The sequence below is a fragment of the Streptomyces sp. HUAS TT11 genome (assembly GCF_051553595.1).
Taxonomy (GTDB): Bacteria; Actinomycetota; Actinomycetes; order Streptomycetales; family Streptomycetaceae; genus Streptomyces.
In genome coordinates this window covers 2,774,349-2,793,441 of the sequence record NZ_CP196184.1, presented here as the reverse complement: position 1 = coordinate 2,793,441, position 19,093 = coordinate 2,774,349, and the positions used below count along the sequence as shown (strand labels likewise).

Sequence of the window (19,093 nt, the reverse complement as noted above, 5' to 3'; positions counted from 1 at the left end):
TGAACTCAGGGCGACACGAACGGATCGTCGTCACCAACACAGACGCGCGAATGGCGCGAATGGTGCCCTGTTTCGCTGATTTCGCCGAAGTTCGCGGGTGAATGTCGCGGACCGGTACCGAAGGTCCCGCTGTCGGTGCCGGGTCGTAGAGTGGGCGCCGCCCGAGCCCGTGATGGGAAGGACCCTCCACACCGTGACCGACATCCCAGCCGACGACCTCAAGCCCAGCTTCCGCAGCGACGTCACCGTCGAGCTGGTCAAGCACAGCGCGGCCGACTCCGACGTGCTGTGGGCCGCCCGAGTCTCCACCGCGGGCGAGCAGTCCCTCGACGAGCTGAAGAAGGACCCGGAGCGTTCCAAGGGACTGATCAACTACCTGATGCGGGACCGCCACGGCAGCCCGTTCGAGCACAACTCGATGACCTTCTTCATCAATGCCCCGATCTTCGTCTTCCGCGAGTTCATGCGGCACCGCGTGGGCTGGTCGTACAACGAGGAGAGCGGGCGCTACCGCGAGCTCCAGCCGGTGTTCTACGTCCCCGCCGAGTCCCGCAAGCTGGTCCAGGAGGGCCGCCCCGGGAAGTACCGGTTCGTGGAGGGCACCGCCGGCCAGCAGGAGCTGGTGGGCCGTGTCATGGAGGAGACGTACGTGCACGCGTACGAGGCGTATCAGGAGATGCTGGCCGCGGGCGTCGCGCGCGAGGTCGCCCGCTCGGTCCTGCCGGTCGGACTTTTCTCCTCGATGTACGCGACGTGCAACGCCCGCTCGCTCATGCACTTCCTCGGCCTGCGCACCCAGCACGAGCTCGCCAAGGTGCCGTCCTTCCCGCAGCGGGAGATCGAGATGGTCGGCGAGAAGATGGAGGCGGCGTGGGCCGGGCTCATGCCCCTCACCCACGCCGCGTTCAACGCCAACGGGCGTATGGCGCCGTAACACGCATCTTTTTCCCGGTCGGGTACAGATGTGCGGTCAGCCGAGCGAGGTGTCCGTATTGCGGCATTTCGAGAAGTTCATCTAGCCTGATCAAACGGACCCGGCACTGCTTGAACCCCCGAGCAGGCAGTGCCGGGCTCCATCTTTGTCAGGACTTTTCCCGACCCCCTAGGGCAGACCGCGCCCGAGGCAGCGAGTAGCGTGTTACCCATGGCTCCGACCTCCACTCCGCAGATCCCCTTCGGGCGGATCCTCACCGCCATGGTCACGCCCTTCACGGCGGACGGCGCACTCGACCTCGACGGCGCACAGCGGCTCGCCACCCACCTGGTGGACGCAGGCAACGACGGCCTGATCATCAACGGCACCACCGGTGAGTCGCCCACCACGAGCGATGCGGAGAAAACGGACCTCGTACGGGCCGTGCTGGAGGCGGTCGGCGACCGCGCCCACGTCGTGGCCGGCGTCGGCACGAACGACACCCACCACAGCATCGAGCTGGCCCGCGCGGCACAGGCGGTCGGCGCGCACGGTCTGCTGACCGTCACGCCGTACTACAACAAGCCCCCGCAGGACGGCCTGTACCGGCACTTCAAGGCCGTCGCCGACGCGACCGACCTGCCGGTCATGCTCTACGACATCCCGGGCCGCAGCGGAGTCCCGATCAACACCGAGACCCTCGTCCGGCTGGCCGAGCACCCGCGGATCGTGGCCAACAAGGACGCCAAGGGCGATCTCGGCCGCGCCAGCTGGGCCATCGCCCGGTCCGGCCTCGCCTGGTACTCGGGCGACGACATGCTCAACCTGCCCCTGCTGTCCGTGGGCGCGGTGGGCTTCGTCTCGGTGGTGGGCCACGTCGTCACGCCGGAGCTGCGTGCCATGGTCGAGGCCTACGTGGGCGGCGACGTCCAGAAGGCACTGGAGATCCACCAGAAGCTGCTTCCCGTCTTCACCGGCATGTTCCGCACCCAGGGCGTCATGACGACCAAGGCCGCGCTCGCCCTCCGGGGCCTGCCCGCCGGCCCGCTGCGTCTGCCCATGGTCGAGCTTTCGTCCGAGGAGACCGCCCAGCTCAAGATCGATCTTGCCGCCGGCGGGGTAGAGCTCTGACAAAGACTTCACAACTGAATAGGCAGGACACAGGTGCCTGCACCCCACATCCACAACTGCTTTTGCACGAACGTCATGCGCGCCGCGTGCCCTACAGGTACGTGGCGCGCGTGGTCAGGAGAGTCTTTTGAGTCATCCGCATCCTGAACTCGGCCCGCCCCCGCCGCTGCCCGAAGGTGGCCTGCGGGTCACCCCGCTCGGCGGACTCGGTGAGATCGGCCGAAACATGACGGTCTTCGAGTACGGCGGCCGTCTGCTGATCGTCGACTGCGGAGTGCTCTTCCCGGAGGAGGAGCAGCCCGGAATCGACCTGATCCTGCCGGACTTCTCGTCCATCAGGGACCGCCTCGACCAGGTCGAGGGCATCGTCCTCACGCACGGCCACGAGGACCACATCGGCGGTGTCCCGTTCCTGCTGCGCGAGAAGCCCGACATCCCGCTGATCGGCTCCAAGCTGACGCTCGCCCTCATCGAGGCCAAGCTCCAGGAGCACCGCATCCGTCCCTACACGCTCGAGGTCGCCGAGGGCCGGCGCGAGCGTGTCGGCCCCTTCGACTGCGAGTTCGTCGCGGTCAACCACTCCATCCCGGACGCGCTGGCGGTCGCCATCCGTACGCCCGCCGGAATGGTGGTCCACACGGGCGACTTCAAGATGGACCAGCTGCCGCTGGACAACCGTCTGACCGACCTCCACGCGTTCGCGCGGCTGAGCGAGGAAGGCATCGACCTCCTGCTCGCCGACTCCACCAACGCGGAGGTCCCGGGGTTCACCCCGCACGAGCGCGACATCTCCAACGTTCTGCGCCAGGTCTTCGCCGGTGCCCGTAAGCGGATCATCGTGGCGAGCTTCGCCAGCCACGTCCATCGCATCCAGCAGATCCTGGACGCGGCACACGAGTACGGCCGCCGGGTCGCCTTCGTGGGCCGCTCCATGGTCCGCAACATGGGTATCGCTCGGGACCTGGGCTACCTGAAGGTGCCACCGGGCCTGGTCGTCGACGTGAAGACCCTGGACGATCTGCCGGACGAACAGGTCGTGCTGGTCTGCACGGGTTCGCAGGGCGAGCCGATGGCGGCCCTGTCGCGGATGGCCAACCGGGACCATCAGATCCGCATCGTCGACGGCGACACGGTGATCCTCGCGTCGTCGCTGATCCCCGGGAACGAGAACGCGGTCTACCGCGTGATCAACGGCCTGACCCGCTGGGGCGCCAACGTCGTGCACAAGGGCAACGCCAAGGTGCACGTCTCCGGCCACGCGTCCGCGGGCGAGCTGCTGTACTTCTACAACATCTGCCGCCCCAAGAACCTGATGCCGGTCCACGGCGAGTGGCGTCATCTGCGGGCGAACGCCGAACTGGGCGCACTGACGGGCGTGCCGCACGACCGGATCGTCATCGCCGAGGACGGCATCGCCGTCGACCTGATCGAGGGCAAGGCGAGAATCTCCGGCAAGGTCCAGGCCGGATACGTGTACGTCGACGGCCTCTCGGTCGGTGACGTCGGCGAGCCGGCGCTGAAGGACCGGAAGATCCTCGGTGACGAGGGCATCATCTCGGTCTTCGTGGTCGTGGACTCCTCGACGGGCAAGATCACCGGTGGTCCCTATGTCCAGGCACGCGGCTCGGGCATCGAGGACGCGGCCTTCGACGTGATCATCCCGAAGATCACCGAGACACTGGAGCGCTCGGCCCAGGACGGGATCGTCGAGCCGCACCAGCTGCAGCAACTGGTCCGGCGGACCCTGGGCAAGTGGGTCTCGGACACCTATCGGCGCAGGCCGATGATCCTGCCTGTGGTCGTCGAGGTCTGACGCTCCGTCAAGACCTCACCCATGTGCAGCCGGAGCGGGGCGCCTCGATTTGCATCGAGGCGCCCCGCTCCAGTACGTTTACGGCTCCGCCCGCAGGGGAACCCGACGCAACCGAGCGTCCGGGACGACCCGGTGGGGGTGGAAATCCCGACTCAGAACCTCTGATAAAGTCGGAACCGCCGGAAAGGGAAACGCGAGAGCGTAAACCTGGAAAGCACCGAGGAAATCGGATCGCGAAATGGTCTGATAGAGTCGGAAACACGAAGGGAAGCGCCCGGAGGAAAGCCCGAGAGGGTGAGTACGAAGGAAGCGTCCGTTCCTTGAGAACTCAACAGCGTGCCAAAAGTCAACGCCAGATATGTTGATACCCCGTCTCCAGCGTCTGCTGGGGCGAGGTTCCTTTGAAATAACACAGCGAGGACGCTGTGGACCGGGGGGATTATTCCTCCTCCTGGTCCCGCTCTCGTGGTGTTCGACCGGATATCCGGTAAACATTCACGGAGAGTTTGATCCTGGCTCAGGACGAACGCTGGCGGCGTGCTTAACACATGCAAGTCGAACGATGAAGCCCTTCGGGGTGGATTAGTGGCGAACGGGTGAGTAACACGTGGGCAATCTGCCCTGCACTCTGGGACAAGCCCTGGAAACGGGGTCTAATACCGGATACGAGCCTCCTGGGCATCTGGGAGGTTGGAAAGCTCCGGCGGTGCAGGATGAGCCCGCGGCCTATCAGCTTGTTGGTGAGGTAACGGCTCACCAAGGCGACGACGGGTAGCCGGCCTGAGAGGGCGACCGGCCACACTGGGACTGAGACACGGCCCAGACTCCTACGGGAGGCAGCAGTGGGGAATATTGCACAATGGGCGCAAGCCTGATGCAGCGACGCCGCGTGAGGGATGACGGCCTTCGGGTTGTAAACCTCTTTCAGCAGGGAAGAAGCGAGAGTGACGGTACCTGCAGAAGAAGCGCCGGCTAACTACGTGCCAGCAGCCGCGGTAATACGTAGGGCGCAAGCGTTGTCCGGAATTATTGGGCGTAAAGAGCTCGTAGGCGGCTTGTCGCGTCGATTGTGAAAGCCCGGGGCTTAACTCCGGGTCTGCAGTCGATACGGGCAGGCTAGAGTGTGGTAGGGGAGATCGGAATTCCTGGTGTAGCGGTGAAATGCGCAGATATCAGGAGGAACACCGGTGGCGAAGGCGGATCTCTGGGCCATTACTGACGCTGAGGAGCGAAAGCGTGGGGAGCGAACAGGATTAGATACCCTGGTAGTCCACGCCGTAAACGGTGGGCACTAGGTGTTGGCGACATTCCACGTCGTCGGTGCCGCAGCTAACGCATTAAGTGCCCCGCCTGGGGAGTACGGCCGCAAGGCTAAAACTCAAAGGAATTGACGGGGGCCCGCACAAGCGGCGGAGCATGTGGCTTAATTCGACGCAACGCGAAGAACCTTACCAAGGCTTGACATACACCGGAAACATCCAGAGATGGGTGCCCCCTTGTGGTCGGTGTACAGGTGGTGCATGGCTGTCGTCAGCTCGTGTCGTGAGATGTTGGGTTAAGTCCCGCAACGAGCGCAACCCTTGTCCCGTGTTGCCAGCAGGCCCTTGTGGTGCTGGGGACTCACGGGAGACCGCCGGGGTCAACTCGGAGGAAGGTGGGGACGACGTCAAGTCATCATGCCCCTTATGTCTTGGGCTGCACACGTGCTACAATGGCCGGTACAATGAGCTGCGATACCGTGAGGTGGAGCGAATCTCAAAAAGCCGGTCTCAGTTCGGATTGGGGTCTGCAACTCGACCCCATGAAGTCGGAGTCGCTAGTAATCGCAGATCAGCATTGCTGCGGTGAATACGTTCCCGGGCCTTGTACACACCGCCCGTCACGTCACGAAAGTCGGTAACACCCGAAGCCGGTGGCCCAACCCCTCGGGGAGGGAGCTGTCGAAGGTGGGACTGGCGATTGGGACGAAGTCGTAACAAGGTAGCCGTACCGGAAGGTGCGGCTGGATCACCTCCTTTCTAAGGAGCACTTCTCACCGACTTCGGTTGGTCAGAGGCCAGTACATCGGCGAACGTTCGATGCTGGTTGCTCATGGGTGGAACGTTGACTATTCGGTCTGGGTCTCGGGTCGGAGGCTGCTAGTACTGCTCTGTGGAGCGTGGAACGCATGATCTTCGGACGGGTTCGGGTCGGGCACGCTGTTGGGTGTCTGAGGGTGCGAGCGTTGCTCGTCCTTCGGCGCCGACCCCAGTGAACTCGGATTTTGGTCCGGGGTGATGGGTGGTTGGTCGTTGTTTGAGAACTGCACAGTGGACGCGAGCATCTGTGGCCAAGTTTTTAAGGGCGCACGGTGGATGCCTTGGCACCAGGAACCGATGAAGGACGTGGGAGGCCGCGATAGTCCCCGGGGAGTCGTCAACCAGGCTTTGATCCGGGGGTTTCCGAATGGGGAAACCCGGCAGTCGTCATGGGCTGTCACCCGCTGCTGAACTCATAGGCAGTGTGGAGGGAACGAGGGGAAGTGAAACATCTCAGTACCCTCAGGAAGAGAAAACAACCGTGATTCCGGGAGTAGTGGCGAGCGAAACCGGATGAGGCCAAACCGTATACGTGTGAGACCCGGCAGGGGTTGCGTGTGCGGGGTTGTGGGTTCTTTCTTCTGCGGTCTGCCGGCCGTGGGGCGAGTCAGAAACCGTTGATGTAGACGAAGGACATGCGAAAGGTCCGGCGTAGAGGGTAAGACCCCCGTAGTCGAAACGTCAGCGGCTCGTTTGGAAGATACCCAAGTAGCACGGGGCCCGAGAAATCCCGTGTGAATCTGGCGGGACCACCCGCTAAGCCTAAATATTCCCTGGTGACCGATAGCGGATAGTACCGTGAGGGAATGGTGAAAAGTACCCCGGGAGGGGAGTGAAATAGTACCTGAAACCGTGTGCCTACAAGCCGTGGGAGCACTTTGGTGTGACTGCGTGCCTTTTGAAGAATGAGCCTGCGAGTTTGCGGTGTGTTGCGAGGTTAACCCGTGTGGGGTAGCCGTAGCGAAAGCGAGTCCGAATAGGGCGTATGAGTAGCACGCTCAAGACCCGAAGCGGAGTGATCTAGCCATGGGCAGGTTGAAGCGGAGGTAAGACTTCGTGGAGGACCGAACCCACCAGGGTTGAAAACCTGGGGGATGACCTGTGGTTAGGGGTGAAAGGCCAATCAAACTCCGTGATAGCTGGTTCTCCCCGAAATGCATTTAGGTGCAGCGTCGTGTGTTTCTTGCCGGAGGTAGAGCACTGGATAGGCGATGGGCCCTACCGGGTTACTGACCTTAGCCAAACTCCGAATGCCGGTAAGTGAGAGCGCGGCAGTGAGACTGTGGGGGATAAGCTCCATGGTCGAGAGGGAAACAGCCCAGAGCATCGACTAAGGCCCCTAAGCGTACGCTAAGTGGGAAAGGATGTGGAGTCGCACAGACAACCAGGAGGTTGGCTTAGAAGCAGCCACCCTTGAAAGAGTGCGTAATAGCTCACTGGTCTAGTGATTCCGCGCCGACAATGTAGCGGGGCTCAAGCGTACCGCCGAAGTCGTGTCATTGCAGCATATAGCCCTAACGGGTGTTGTGATGGGTAGGGGAGCGTCGTCTGCCGGGTGAAGCAGCACCGGAAGGTAGTTGTGGACGGTTGACGAGTGAGAATGCAGGCATGAGTAGCGATTCACACGTGGGAAACGTGTGCGCCGATTGACTAAGGGTTCCTGGGTCAAGCTGATCTGCCCAGGGTAAGTCGGGACCTAAGGCGAGGCCGACAGGCGTAGTCGATGGATAACCGGTTGATATTCCGGTACCCGCTGTGAAGCGTCAAACATCGAGCCCATTAATGCTAAGGCCGTGAAGCCGCCCCGGAGCCTTCGGGCAAAGGGGAGTGGTGGAGCCGCCGGCCCAAGGTGGTAGTAGGTGAGTGATGGGGTGACGCAGGAAGGTAGTCCATCCCGGGCGGTGGTTGTCCCGGGGTAAGGGTGTAGGACGTCAGGTAGGTAAATCCGCCTGGCAATAGTCTGAGACCTGATGCCGAGCCGATTGTGGTGAAGTGGATGATCCTATGCTGTCGAGAAAAGCCTCTAGCGAGTTTCATGGCGGCCCGTACCCTAAACCGACTCAGGTGGTCTGGTAGAGAATACCGAGGCGTTCGGGTGAACTATGGTTAAGGAACTCGGCAAAATGCCCCCGTAACTTCGGGAGAAGGGGGGCCACGCTTGGTGAGAGCATTTGCTGCTCGAGCTGGGGGTGGCCGCAGAGACCAGCGAGAAGCGACTGTTTACTAAAAACACAGGTCCGTGCGAAGCCGTAAGGCGATGTATACGGACTGACGCCTGCCCGGTGCTGGAACGTTAAGGGGACCGGTTAGCTCACTTTCGGGTGGGCGAAGCTGAGAACTTAAGCGCCAGTAAACGGCGGTGGTAACTATAACCATCCTAAGGTAGCGAAATTCCTTGTCGGGTAAGTTCCGACCTGCACGAATGGCGTAACGACTTCTCGACTGTCTCAACCATAGGCCCGGTGAAATTGCACTACGAGTAAAGATGCTCGTTTCGCGCAGCAGGACGGAAAGACCCCGGGACCTTTACTACAGTTTGATATTGGTGTTCGGTTCGGCTTGTGTAGGATAGCTGGGAGACTTTGAAGCTTGGACGCCAGTTCAGGTGGAGTCGTCGTTGAAATACCAGTCTGGTCGTGCTGGATGTCTAACCCGGGTCCGTGATCCGGATCGGGGACAGTGTCTGATGGGTAGTTTAACTGGGGCGGTTGCCTCCTAAAGGGTAACGGAGGCGCCCAAAGGTTCCCTCAGCCTGGTTGGCAATCAGGTGTTGAGTGTAAGTGCACAAGGGAGCTTGACTGTGAGACCGACGGGTCGAGCAGGGACGAAAGTCGGGACTAGTGATCCGGCGGTGGCTTGTGGAAGCGCCGTCGCTCAACGGATAAAAGGTACCCCGGGGATAACAGGCTGATCTTCCCCAAGAGTCCATATCGACGGGATGGTTTGGCACCTCGATGTCGGCTCGTCGCATCCTGGGGCTGGAGTCGGTCCCAAGGGTTGGGCTGTTCGCCCATTAAAGCGGTACGCGAGCTGGGTTTAGAACGTCGTGAGACAGTTCGGTCCCTATCCGCTGTGCGCGTAGGAGTCTTGAGAAGGGCTGTCCCTAGTACGAGAGGACCGGGACGGACGAACCTCTGGTGTGCCAGTTGTTCTGCCAAGGGCATGGCTGGTTGGCTACGTTCGGGAGGGATAACCGCTGAAAGCATCTAAGCGGGAAGCCTGCTTCGAGATGAGGACTCCCACCCACTTGATGGGGTAAGGCTCCCAGTAGACGACTGGGTTGATAGGCCGGATCTGGAAGCACGGTAACGTGTGGAGGTGACCGGTACTAATAGGCCGAGGGCTTGTCCATAGAGGCTCGCGTCCACTGTGTTGGTTCTGAAACCACGAACAGCCCCGCCCGGATTTTTTCGGGTGGTGTGGCGTTCTGTTTCGTAGTGTTTCGGTGGTCATAGCGTGAGGGAAACGCCCGGTTACATTCCGAACCCGGAAGCTAAGCCTTTCAGCGCCGATGGTACTGCAGGGGGGACCCTGTGGGAGAGTAGGACACCGCCGAACAAATCTTCAGAGCTGGTCCCCGAACTTCGGTTCGGGGACCAGCTTTTTTGCGTTGGGCGTCACTTTTCGTTCACTTTGCCGCACCACCATCCGGAGCATGGGTACCGCAGGAATGCTCAGGGCCGCGGGAGTTGGACACGGTGACGAGGTCATCGTGCCGTCCTTCGGGAACATCGAGGTCGCCGAGGCCGTGACCCTGGCCGGCGCGACGCCGGTCTTCGCGGACATCGACCCGGTGACGTACTGCCTCGCCCCCAGAGCCGTCGAGGCCGTGGTCGGCACGCAGACCGCCGCGATCGTCGTCGTCCATCGCTTCGGGCACATGGCCGACGTTGCCGGCCTGCACGAGATCGGGCAGCGTCACGGGCTCCTGGTGCTGGAGCAGGGTGAGTCGGAGACCCCCTATGCCGAGGTCGCGCAGCGTCGTGAGCGGGCCGCCTACCTCGACCGGCGGCTGCGGGGCCTGCGTACCCCCGACAGTGGCGGCGGGCACACCTACCAGCAGTACGTGGTGCGGGTTCCGGGCAATGGACGGCCGGACCGGGACGCTTTCGCACAGGCCCTTCGAGCCAGGGGCGTCGAGTGCCGGGTGCCGGTGAAGACGCCGGTCCACCGGATGCCGGGGTTCCGTCGCGACGTGTGCCTGCCCGAGACCGAACTCGCCTCGGACGAAACGCTTTCGCTGCCGGTGGAAGCCTCCTTGACGAAGCGTGAGATGAACCGGATCGTGTCCGCGTGCAATGCCCTCGGTGGATTGCTCCAGCCGGCCTTCTGAGCCGCTGCTCATGGTTGGGAGCAGACTCCAGTTCGGGGTATGATCTATCCCGTTGCCGCGAGGGAAACCTCAAAAAGGTAACCGGCCCCCATAGCTCAGTCGGCAGAGCGTCTCCATGGTAAGGAGAAGGTCAACGGTTCGATTCCGTTTGGGGGCTCCATCAGAAGGCCTCGCCCATGAGGGCGAGGCCTTCTTCGTTTTCCGGCCGGGTCTTGCTCAGTCCTTCGGAAGGCCCGGGACGCGCATCGCGAGGATCGCCATGTCGTCGGACGGGGCATCGGACGCGAAGCGCTCCACCGCGCGCATGATCCGAGCCGCCACCGCGCCCGCCGTGAGGCCCGTGCAGGTGGTCAGGACGTCCGCGAGGCCGTCGTCGCCCAACATGCGGGTGCCCTCGCGGCGTTCGGTGACACCGTCCGTCACGCAGAGCAGGACGTCGCCCGGGTCGAGCGTGACGGTCTGCTCGTACAGGTCCAGGTCTTCCATGACGCCGAGGAGCGGCTGGGGCTCAGCCGCCGGTTCCACCGACCCGTCCTGGCGCAGGCGCAGCGGGAGGGGATGACCGGCGCAGACCACCTTCAGCAGTGCGCTGCCGTCCTCCTGCGGCCACAACTCGCCGTAGAGGAGCGTCAGGAAGCGACTGCGGGCGCCCTCGTCGAGGATCGCCGAGTTCAGGCGCTCCAGTACCGCGGGACCGCCGAAGCCCTCCCTGGCGAGCAGGCGGAGCGCGTGGCGGGCCAGGCCCGTGACGGCCGCCGCCTCCGGACCCGTACCGCAGACGTCGCCGATGGCGAAGCCGTAGGCGCCGTCGCGGATCGGGAACAGGTCGTAGAAGTCGCCGCCGACCTCGTTGCCCTCGCCGGCGGCGCGGTAGATGACCTCCACCTCGACGCCGTCGACATGAGGAAGCTCGGGCGGGAGCAGGCTGCGCTGGAGGGACTGGCTGATGGCCGTGCGCTCCGAGTACAGCCGCGCGTTGTCCAGCGCTAGGGCGGCCCGTCGGCTCAAGTCCTCGGCCAGTTCAAGGATTTCCTGGCGGAAGTGCTCGTCCGTCGGTTTGCCCAGGGTCAGCATGCCGATGACGCGGTTGCGGGCCACGAGGGGAAGTACGACCGTCTCGCCGCCGACCGCCGAAGCGGTTGCCAGCGTCGTGCCGATGCCGGAGCTGAGGGCGGGGGCTTCGCCGAGGCCCAGGCTCCGCATGGAGGTGCGCAGCGCCGCCTGGTGCGCCGCCTCCCCGGGGGCCGTCCAGATCCTCGCGCCCGGCGTGGGGATCGGCTCCGGCGGCGCGATCTTCGACAGGAGCGCCTTGACGCCGTCGATGCGCTCCTCGTCCTCGTGCAGGACGTAGGACAGATAGGGCTCCGAGGCCTGGTCGGCGATCGTGTACACAGCACACCAGGTGGCCAGGGTCGGGATGGTCATCTGCGCCATGAGCGCCAGTGTCTGGTCGCGGTCCAGGGTGCCGGCGAGGAGATCCGAGGCCTCGACCAGGAAGCTGAGCGAGCCGCGGCGCAGACGCTCGAGCTCGCCGAGCCGGGCCGACTCCACGGCGAGGGCGATCCGGTCGGCCGCGAACTGGAGCCGCAGGGCCTCTTCGTTGGAGTAGCGCAAGGCCGCCTCGGCCGCCACACCGAGGGAGCCGGTGAGCCTGCCCTCCACCTTCAGCGGGACCGTCACCACCGAGCGCATGCCCGTGCCGGACAGCAGGGGCACGGCGCCGGGGACGGCCGTCAGGTCGTCGTGGACGGCCGGCATGCGGGCCGAGCCGTAGCGGCCGGGGCCCGCCTCGACCGGGACACGGGCGAAGCGCTGACGGGCGGACGGCAGGCCCGTGGAGGCGCGTACCTCGAGCTCCGTCTCGTCGTCGGTGGCGAGGAGCAGGAAGGCCGCGTCGCCGTCGAGCATGTCGCGGGCGCGTTCCACCGTGCGCTGCAGCAGGCCGTCGAGGTCGTCCGGGGCGGGGGAGCCGATGAAGACCTCGAAGGGATCCGTGGTCTGGCCGTCCTGGACGGTGGCGGCGTCGGGCGCCGCTCCGCGCACAGGGGTCTGGAGGACCGCGCGCTCATGGTCGCGGACGAGCAGACAGACCGTGGAGGGGTCGCCTGCGGTGTCGCGTACACGCAGATGCGAGGCGTAGACGGGGGTGACACGGCCGTCGGCGCCGCGGATTCCGTAGCTGCCCTCCCAGCGCGAGAGCTGGAGGGCCTCGGCGACGCCGGTGCCGGTGCCGGGGGTGTGCGGCCAGGCAGCGAGGTCGGTGAGCGGCTTTCCGGTGACCTGCTCGGCGGCGTAACCGAAGAGCTCCTCCGCGTCCTCGTTCCAGGCGGTGATGGAGCCGCCGCGGTCGATCTGGACGACGGCGACGCGGACCCGGGCGTCGGCGAGCGGGAGAAGATCGGCGGGCAGGGTGGGTCCCGCCGCACGGGTGCCCACCGGCCGCTCGGGGAGGTCGAGTTGGAACCAGACCTGCTTGTGCGTGGGGGTGTACTCCACGCCCCAGCGTCCGGCCAGGGCGGCGCAGAGCTGGAGGCCGCGGCCGCCCTCGCGATCGGGGTGGCCCATGTTGACGGCGGCCGACTGGAGCGGGACCTCGCGCTCCGGATAGCGGTCGGCTACCTCGATGCGTACTCCGTCGTCGCTGCGCAGGCACAGGACGTCCGCGGCGGTGCCCGCGTGCACGACGGCGTTCGTGACCAACTCGCTGGTCAGGACGACGGCGTCGTCGACGATGTCGGCGAAGCCCCAGCCCTGCAGGGTGTCGCGTACGAAGGAGCGGGCGGTCGCGACCGACCGTCCGACGGGTTCGAAGGTGGCGGCCGCGCGCGCGGTGATCACAGAGCTCCTCGTCCGGTTCTCGACGTGCGGGGCTACCGGGCCGACCCGCTCCTGCCGAGGCAGTTGCTGGTTCCCCGCGTGCCGGGGATCCTGGGGTGGTCCCCCGGGATGCAGTCCGGTGGTCATGTGAGGCGCCCCTCCGATGCCTGCCCGCTCGTGCTCGTGCCGCCGCCCAGGCCGGTCGCACCGGTGCGGCTGGACAGCCGGATGCAAGGTTACTTACCTTCGCCGTCCATGCGGATGCCGGTTGGCTGTGTTTACTTCCGGAGGGTGTGCGGAGCGTGTGCGAAGCTGCCGAACTGTTATGGCCTGGTTCAGGCATGGTGAAACACTGGGCAAGCTTCTGGAGATGGTCCGAGCAGACAGAGTGTCTTCTGCCACGCCGGGCAGGAGCACGCGCGTGTGCCTGGTACACAGGGCGGCACCAGGCACCGGTAACCGGTACGGCGAGCAGTACACCTGAGCACAGCAGTGATGGTCGACCCCTGCGGGAGGGACACAGTGGAGTCTGGCGCAGCGACGCGGAGCACGAAGACGCGCGCAAAAGGCGGACAGTCCCTGAGCAACCAGCGCAAAGAACGCAATGGAACCACCTCGGTGGACACGGCGGCCCTGAACCGGCTGCTGGCGGCTCTGGTGTCCATGAGGGACGGCAATTTCCGCAAGCGGCTGACGGTCACCGGCGACGGGGTGATGGCCGAGATCGCGGCCGTCTTCAACGAGGTCGCCGACCGGAATCTGCATCTGACCGGTGAGCTGTCGCGGGTGCGGCGCATGGTCGGGCGTGAGGGAAAGCTCACGGAGCGGCTGGAGACGGGGGCCTGCGAAGGCTCCTGGGCGGCCGCCATCGACGCCTCGAACGCCCTCGTCGACGATCTCGCGCGCCCGGTCTCCGAGGTCAGCCGGGTGCTGTCCGCGGTCGCCGAGGGTGATCTGTCGCCGCGGATGGAGTTGCGGGCGCCGGGTCCGGAGGGGACCGGGCACCCGTTGCGCGGTGAGTTCCTGAAGGTCGGCCGTACGGTCAACAATCTGGTCGACCAGCTGTCGACGTTCACCGACGAGGTCACACGAGTGGCCAGTGAGGTCGGTACCGAGGGCAAGCTGGGTGGGCAGGCCCGGGTGCGCGGTATGTCCGGTTCGTGGAAGGATCTCACGGATTCGGTCAATACGATGGCGTACCGGCTGACCGCCCAGGTGCGGGACATCGCGCTGGTGACCACGGCGGTCGCCAAGGGTGATCTGTCCCGGAAGGTCACGGTTCACGTGGCCGGCGAGATGCTGGAGCTGAAGGAAACCGTCAACACGATGGTGGACCAGCTCTCCTCCTTCTCCTCCGAGGTGACCCGGGTGGCCCGCGAGGTGGGCACGGAGGGTGAGCTGGGCGGCCAGGCACAGGTGCCCGGTGTGGCCGGCGTGTGGAAGGACCTCACCGATTCGGTGAACCTGATGGCCGGCAACCTGACCGCCCAGGTGCGCGGGATCGCCCAGGTGACCACCGCGGTCGCCAACGGCGACCTGTCGCAGAAGGTGACGGTGTCGGCGCGCGGCGAGGTCGCGCAGCTCGCCGAGACGATCAACCAGATGACCGAGACGCTGCGGACGTTCGCGGACGAGGTCACCCGTGTCGCCAACGAGGTCGGCGCCGAGGGCCAGCTCGGCGGGCAGGCGAACGTGCCGGGTGCGGCGGGAACGTGGAAGGACCTCACCGATTCGGTGAACACGGTCTTCCGGAACCTGACCACCCAGGTGCGGGACATCGCCGCCGTGACGACGGCCGTGGCCAGTGGTGACCTGTCGCAGAAGGTCACCGTCGACGTCGCCGGCGAGATGCTGGAGCTGAAGAACACCGTCAACGGGATGGTGGACCAGCTGTCGGCCTTCGGTTCCGAGGTCACGCGCGTGGCGCGGGAGATCGGCGACGAAGGTGAGCTGGGCGGCCAGGCCCAGGTCACGGGTGCCGCGGGCACCTGGAAGGACCTCACGGACTCCGTCAACACCGCTTTCCGCAACCTCACCGGCCAGGTGCGCAACATCGCCCAGGTGACGACGGCGGTGGCGAACGGCGATCTGTCGCAGAAGGTCACCGTGGACGTCTCCGGCGAGATGCTCCAGCTGAAGAACACCGTGAACACGATGGTGGACCAGCTGTCCGCCTTCGCCGACCAGGTCACACGCATGGCGCGGGACGTGGGCACGGAGGGCCGCCTGGGCGGCCAGGCCGTGGTGCCCGGCGTCAGCGGCACCTGGAAGGAGCTCACCGACTCCGTCAACTTCATGGCCGGCAACCTCACGTCCCAGGTGAGGCAGATCGCCCAGGTGACGACGGCCGTGGCCCGCGGTGACCTGTCGCAGAAGATCGACGTGGACGCCCGGGGCGAGATCCTGGAGCTGAAGAACACCATCAACAACCTGGTGGACCAGCTCTCCGCCTTCGCCGAGCAGGTGACGCGGGTGGCCCGTGAGGTGGGCACCGAGGGCCGGCTGGGCGGTCAGGCGCAGGTGCCGGGTGTGGCAGGCGTGTGGCGCGACCTGACCGACTCCGTGAACGGCATGGCCGGCAACCTCACCACTCAGGTGCGCAACATCGCGCAGGTCGCGACGGCGGTGGCCCGCGGTGACCTGTCGCAGAAGATCGACGTGGACGCCCGCGGCGAGATCCTGGAGCTGAAGAACACCCTCAACACGATGGTGGACCAGCTGTCCAACTTCGCCGAGCAGGTGACGCGGGTGGCCCGCGAGGTGGGCACCGAGGGCATCCTCGGCGGCCAGGCGGAGGTCCAAGGGGTCTCCGGCACCTGGAAGGACCTCACCCAGTCCGTGAACTTCATGGCGAACAACCTCACCATCCAGGTGCGCAACATCGCCGAGGTCACGACCGCGGTCGCCAAGGGCGACCTGTCCAAGAAGATCACCGTCGACGCCAAGGGCGAGATCCTCGAGCTCGTCACCACCGTCAACACGATGGTGGACCAGCTGTCGTCCTTCGCCGAGCAGGTGACGCGGGTGGCCCGCGAGGTGGGCACCGAGGGCATCCTCGGCGGCCAGGCCCACGTCCCCGGTGTCACGGGCATCTGGAAGGACCTCAACGACAACGTCAATCTGATGGCCAACAACCTGACCACTCAGGTGCGCAACATCTCCCAGGTCGCGGCGGCCGTCGCCAACGGCGACCTGACACGGACGGTGACGATCGAGGCGCGTGGCGAGGTCGCGCAGCTCGCCGACACCTTCAACACGATGGTGAAGACGCTGAGTTCGTTCGCCGACCAGGTCACCAAGGTGGCCCGTGAGGTGGGCACGGACGGCATCCTCGGCGGCCAGGCCCACGTCCCGGGTGTGGCCGGCACGTGGAAGGACCTCACCGAGTCCGTGAACCAGATGGCGTCCAACCTCACCGGTCAGGTGCGCAACATCGCGATGGTCACCACGGCCATCGCCAAGGGCGATCTGACCAAGAAGATCGACATCGACGCCCGCGGTGAGATCCTCGAGCTGAAGACCACCATCAACACCATGGTCGACCAGCTCTCCTCCTTCGCCGAGGAGGTCACCCGGGTCGCCCGCGAGGTGGGCACGGAAGGACAGCTCGGCGGTCAGGCGCGCGTCCGGGACGTCGACGGCACCTGGCGCGACCTGACCGAGTCGGTGAACGAGATGGCCGGGAACCTGACCCGGCAGGTGCGCGCCATCGCACGCGTGGCGACCGCGGTGACCCGCGGCGACCTCAACCTGAAGATCGACGTGGACGCCTCCGGCGAGATCCAGGAGCTTCAGGACTACATCAACAAGATGATCGCCAACCTGCGCGACACCACGATCGCCAACAAGGAGCAGGACTGGCTGAAGGGCAACCTGGCACGGATCTCCGCCCTGATGCAGGGGCGCCGCGACCTGGAGGACGTGGCGTCGCTGATCATGAGCGAGCTGACGCCGGTGGTGTCCGCCCAGCACGGCGCGTTCTTCCTCGCGATGCCGCTGGTCGACGGCAAGGACCTGGCCGCCGAGGCGGACGAGGCGTACGAGCTGCGCATGCAGGGGTCCTACGGCTACTCCATGGGCTCCATGCCGACGTCGTTCCGGCCGGGCGAGGCGCTCATCGGGACCGCGGCCAAGGAGAAGCGCACGATCCTCGTGGAGAACGCGCCGAGCGGCTATCTGAAGATCTCCTCCGGGCTCGGTGAGGCACCGCCCGCGCAGGTGATCGTCCTTCCGGTGCTCTTCGAGGGCAAGGTGCTGGGTGTGATCGAGCTGGCCTCCTTCACCCCGTTCACGCAGATCCAGAAGGACTTCCTGAACCAGATCGCCGAGATGATCGCGACGAGCGTCAACACCATCTCCGTCAACACCAAGACCGAGGTGCTGCTCAAGCAGTCGCAGGAGTTGACCGAGCAACTGCGGGAGCGGTCGGCCGAGTTGGAGAACCGGCAGAAGGCCCTGCAGTCGTCCAACGCCGAACTGGAGGAGAAGGCGGAGCTGCTGGCCCAGCAGAACCGCGACATCGAGGTCAAGAACACCGAGATCGAGGAGGCGCGGCAGGTCCTGGAGGAGCGCGCCGAGCAGCTCGCGGTCTCCATGCGCTACAAGAGCGAGTTCCTGGCCAACATGTCGCACGAGCTGCGAACGCCGCTCAACTCCCTGCTGATCCTGGCCAAGTTGCTCGCCGACAACGCCGAGGGCAACCTCTCGCCCAAGCAGGTCGAGTTCGCCGAGACCATTCACGGCGCCGGTTCCGACCTGCTCCAGCTCATCAACGACATCCTCGACCTGTCGAAGGTCGAGGCGGGCAAGATGGACGTCTCCCCGACGCGTATCGCGCTCGTCCAGCTCGTCGACTACGTGGAGGCCACCTTCCGGCCGCTGACCGCGGAGAAGGGCCTGGACTTCTCCGTACGGGTCTCGCCCGAACTGCCGGCCACGCTGCACACCGACGAACAGCGCCTCCTGCAGGTGCTGCGCAACCTGCTCTCCAACGCGGTGAAGTTCACCGACACCGGCGCCGTGGAGCTGGTGATCCGCCCTGCGGGCAACGACGTCCCGGTGGCCATCCGGGAGCAGCTCCTGGAGGCCGGTTCGCTGCGGGACGCGGGCGCGGATCTGATCGCGTTCTCCGTGGCCGACACCGGCATCGGGATCGCGGCCAGCAAGATGCGCGTGATCTTCGAGGCGTTCAAGCAGGCGGACGGCACCACCAGCCGCAAGTACGGCGGTACGGGCCTCGGGTTGTCCATTTCCCGGGAGATCGCGCGGCTGCTCGGCGGGGAGATCCACGCGCAGAGCGAACCCGGACGCGGCTCCACGTTCACTCTGTACCTGCCGCTTCACCCGAGCGAACTGCCCCCGCACGGCTACGCGCAGCTCGCGCCCGCCATGGCGGCCGACGAGCTGCTGGCCTCGGAGGCGGAGCCGGGTGCGGCGGGGATCGAGACCCCGGCCGAGGTGAAGTCGTACCGGGAGACCCAGAACGGCCCTGCGGCGCTCTTCCGGCGCCGGCGCAGGGCGGTCTCCGCGGCCCCGCAGCGTTCGAGCGCCGGGCAGGAGCAGTGGGCCGGGGACCAGCAGGAATCTGTCGTGCCGCGGCAGACCGTGCGGTTCGACAGCGAGAAGGTGCTGATCGTCGACGACGACATCCGCAACGTCTTCGCCCTCACCAGCGTCCTGGAACAGCACGGCCTGTCGGTGCTGTACGCCGAGAACGGCCGGGAGGGCATCGAGGTCCTGGAGCAGCACGACGACGTAGCAGTCGTCCTGATGGACATCATGATGCCCGAGATGGACGGCTACGCCACGACGACGGCGATCCGGCGGATGCCGCAGTTCGCGGGCCTGCCGATCGTCGCGCTGACGGCGAAGGCGATGAAGGGCGACCGGGAGAAGGCCATCGAGTCGGGCGCCTCTGACTACGTGACCAAGCCGGTCGACCCCGATCACCTGCTGGCCGTGATGGAACAGTGGATGCGTGACCAGTGAAGGCGATCCGCAAAGTTCAC

Annotated in this window: 6 protein-coding genes, 1 tRNA gene and 3 rRNA genes; 9 read left to right on the top strand and 1 reads right to left on the bottom strand. The window is 65.4% G+C overall.

The window, feature by feature from the left end; translation table 11 throughout:
* The first annotated feature begins 193 nt into the window (after positions 1–193).
* From thyX to ACSHXN_RS12440, 8 genes are all read left to right on the top strand, one after another.
* On the top strand, positions 194–934 hold the full coding sequence (thyX, locus tag ACSHXN_RS12475) for an FAD-dependent thymidylate synthase (protein ID WP_355142157.1): 741 nt from the start codon (positions 194–196) through the stop codon (positions 932–934).
* 210 nt (positions 935–1,144) lie between these two features.
* On the top strand, positions 1,145–2,044 hold the full coding sequence (gene dapA / locus ACSHXN_RS12470) for a 4-hydroxy-tetrahydrodipicolinate synthase (RefSeq protein WP_356114821.1): 900 nt from the start codon (positions 1,145–1,147) through the stop codon (positions 2,042–2,044).
* A 127-nt stretch (positions 2,045–2,171) separates the two neighbouring features.
* A complete protein-coding gene (locus tag ACSHXN_RS12465; RefSeq protein ID WP_355142161.1) occupies positions 2,172–3,857 on the top strand; it encodes a ribonuclease J in 1,686 nt (561 codons plus the stop codon).
* Positions 3,858–4,351: 494 nt separating this feature from the next.
* A 16S ribosomal RNA gene (locus tag ACSHXN_RS12460) occupies positions 4,352–5,875 on the top strand.
* A 309-nt stretch (positions 5,876–6,184) separates the two neighbouring features.
* Positions 6,185–9,287: ribosomal RNA gene (locus tag ACSHXN_RS12455) — 23S ribosomal RNA — on the top strand.
* Positions 9,288–9,376: 89 nt separating this feature from the next.
* Positions 9,377–9,493, top strand: a 5S ribosomal RNA gene (gene rrf, locus ACSHXN_RS12450).
* The 16S, 23S and 5S rRNA genes sit together here, the layout of an rRNA operon.
* 112 nt (positions 9,494–9,605) lie before the next feature.
* On the top strand, positions 9,606–10,268 hold the full coding sequence (locus ACSHXN_RS12445) for a DegT/DnrJ/EryC1/StrS family aminotransferase (RefSeq protein ID WP_355129760.1): 663 nt from the start codon (positions 9,606–9,608) through the stop codon (positions 10,266–10,268).
* An 84-nt stretch (positions 10,269–10,352) separates the two neighbouring features.
* Positions 10,353–10,428, top strand: a tRNA-Thr gene (locus ACSHXN_RS12440).
* A gap of 56 nt (positions 10,429–10,484) precedes the next feature.
* Here ACSHXN_RS12440 and ACSHXN_RS12435 read toward each other — a convergent pair.
* A complete protein-coding gene (locus ACSHXN_RS12435) occupies positions 10,485–13,232 on the bottom strand; it encodes a SpoIIE family protein phosphatase (RefSeq protein WP_355129744.1) in 2,748 nt (915 codons plus the stop codon).
* Between the two features lie 375 nt (positions 13,233–13,607).
* Between ACSHXN_RS12435 and ACSHXN_RS12430 the strand changes: the two genes are divergently transcribed.
* On the top strand, positions 13,608–19,073 hold the full coding sequence (locus ACSHXN_RS12430) for a HAMP domain-containing protein (protein WP_355129742.1): 5,466 nt from the start codon (positions 13,608–13,610) through the stop codon (positions 19,071–19,073).
* Positions 19,074–19,093 lie beyond the last annotated feature (20 nt).

Coding starts and splice junctions, on each gene's coding strand:
- dapA (WP_356114821.1), top strand. CDS start 1,145: ATGGCTCCGACCTCCACTCCGCAGATCCCCTTCGGGCGGATCCTCACC.
- ACSHXN_RS12445 (WP_355129760.1), top strand. CDS start 9,606: ATGCTCAGGGCCGCGGGAGTTGGACACGGTGACGAGGTCATCGTGCCG.
- ACSHXN_RS12435 (WP_355129744.1), bottom strand. CDS start 13,232: ATGACCACCGGACTGCATCCCGGGGGACCACCCCAGGATCCCCGGCAC.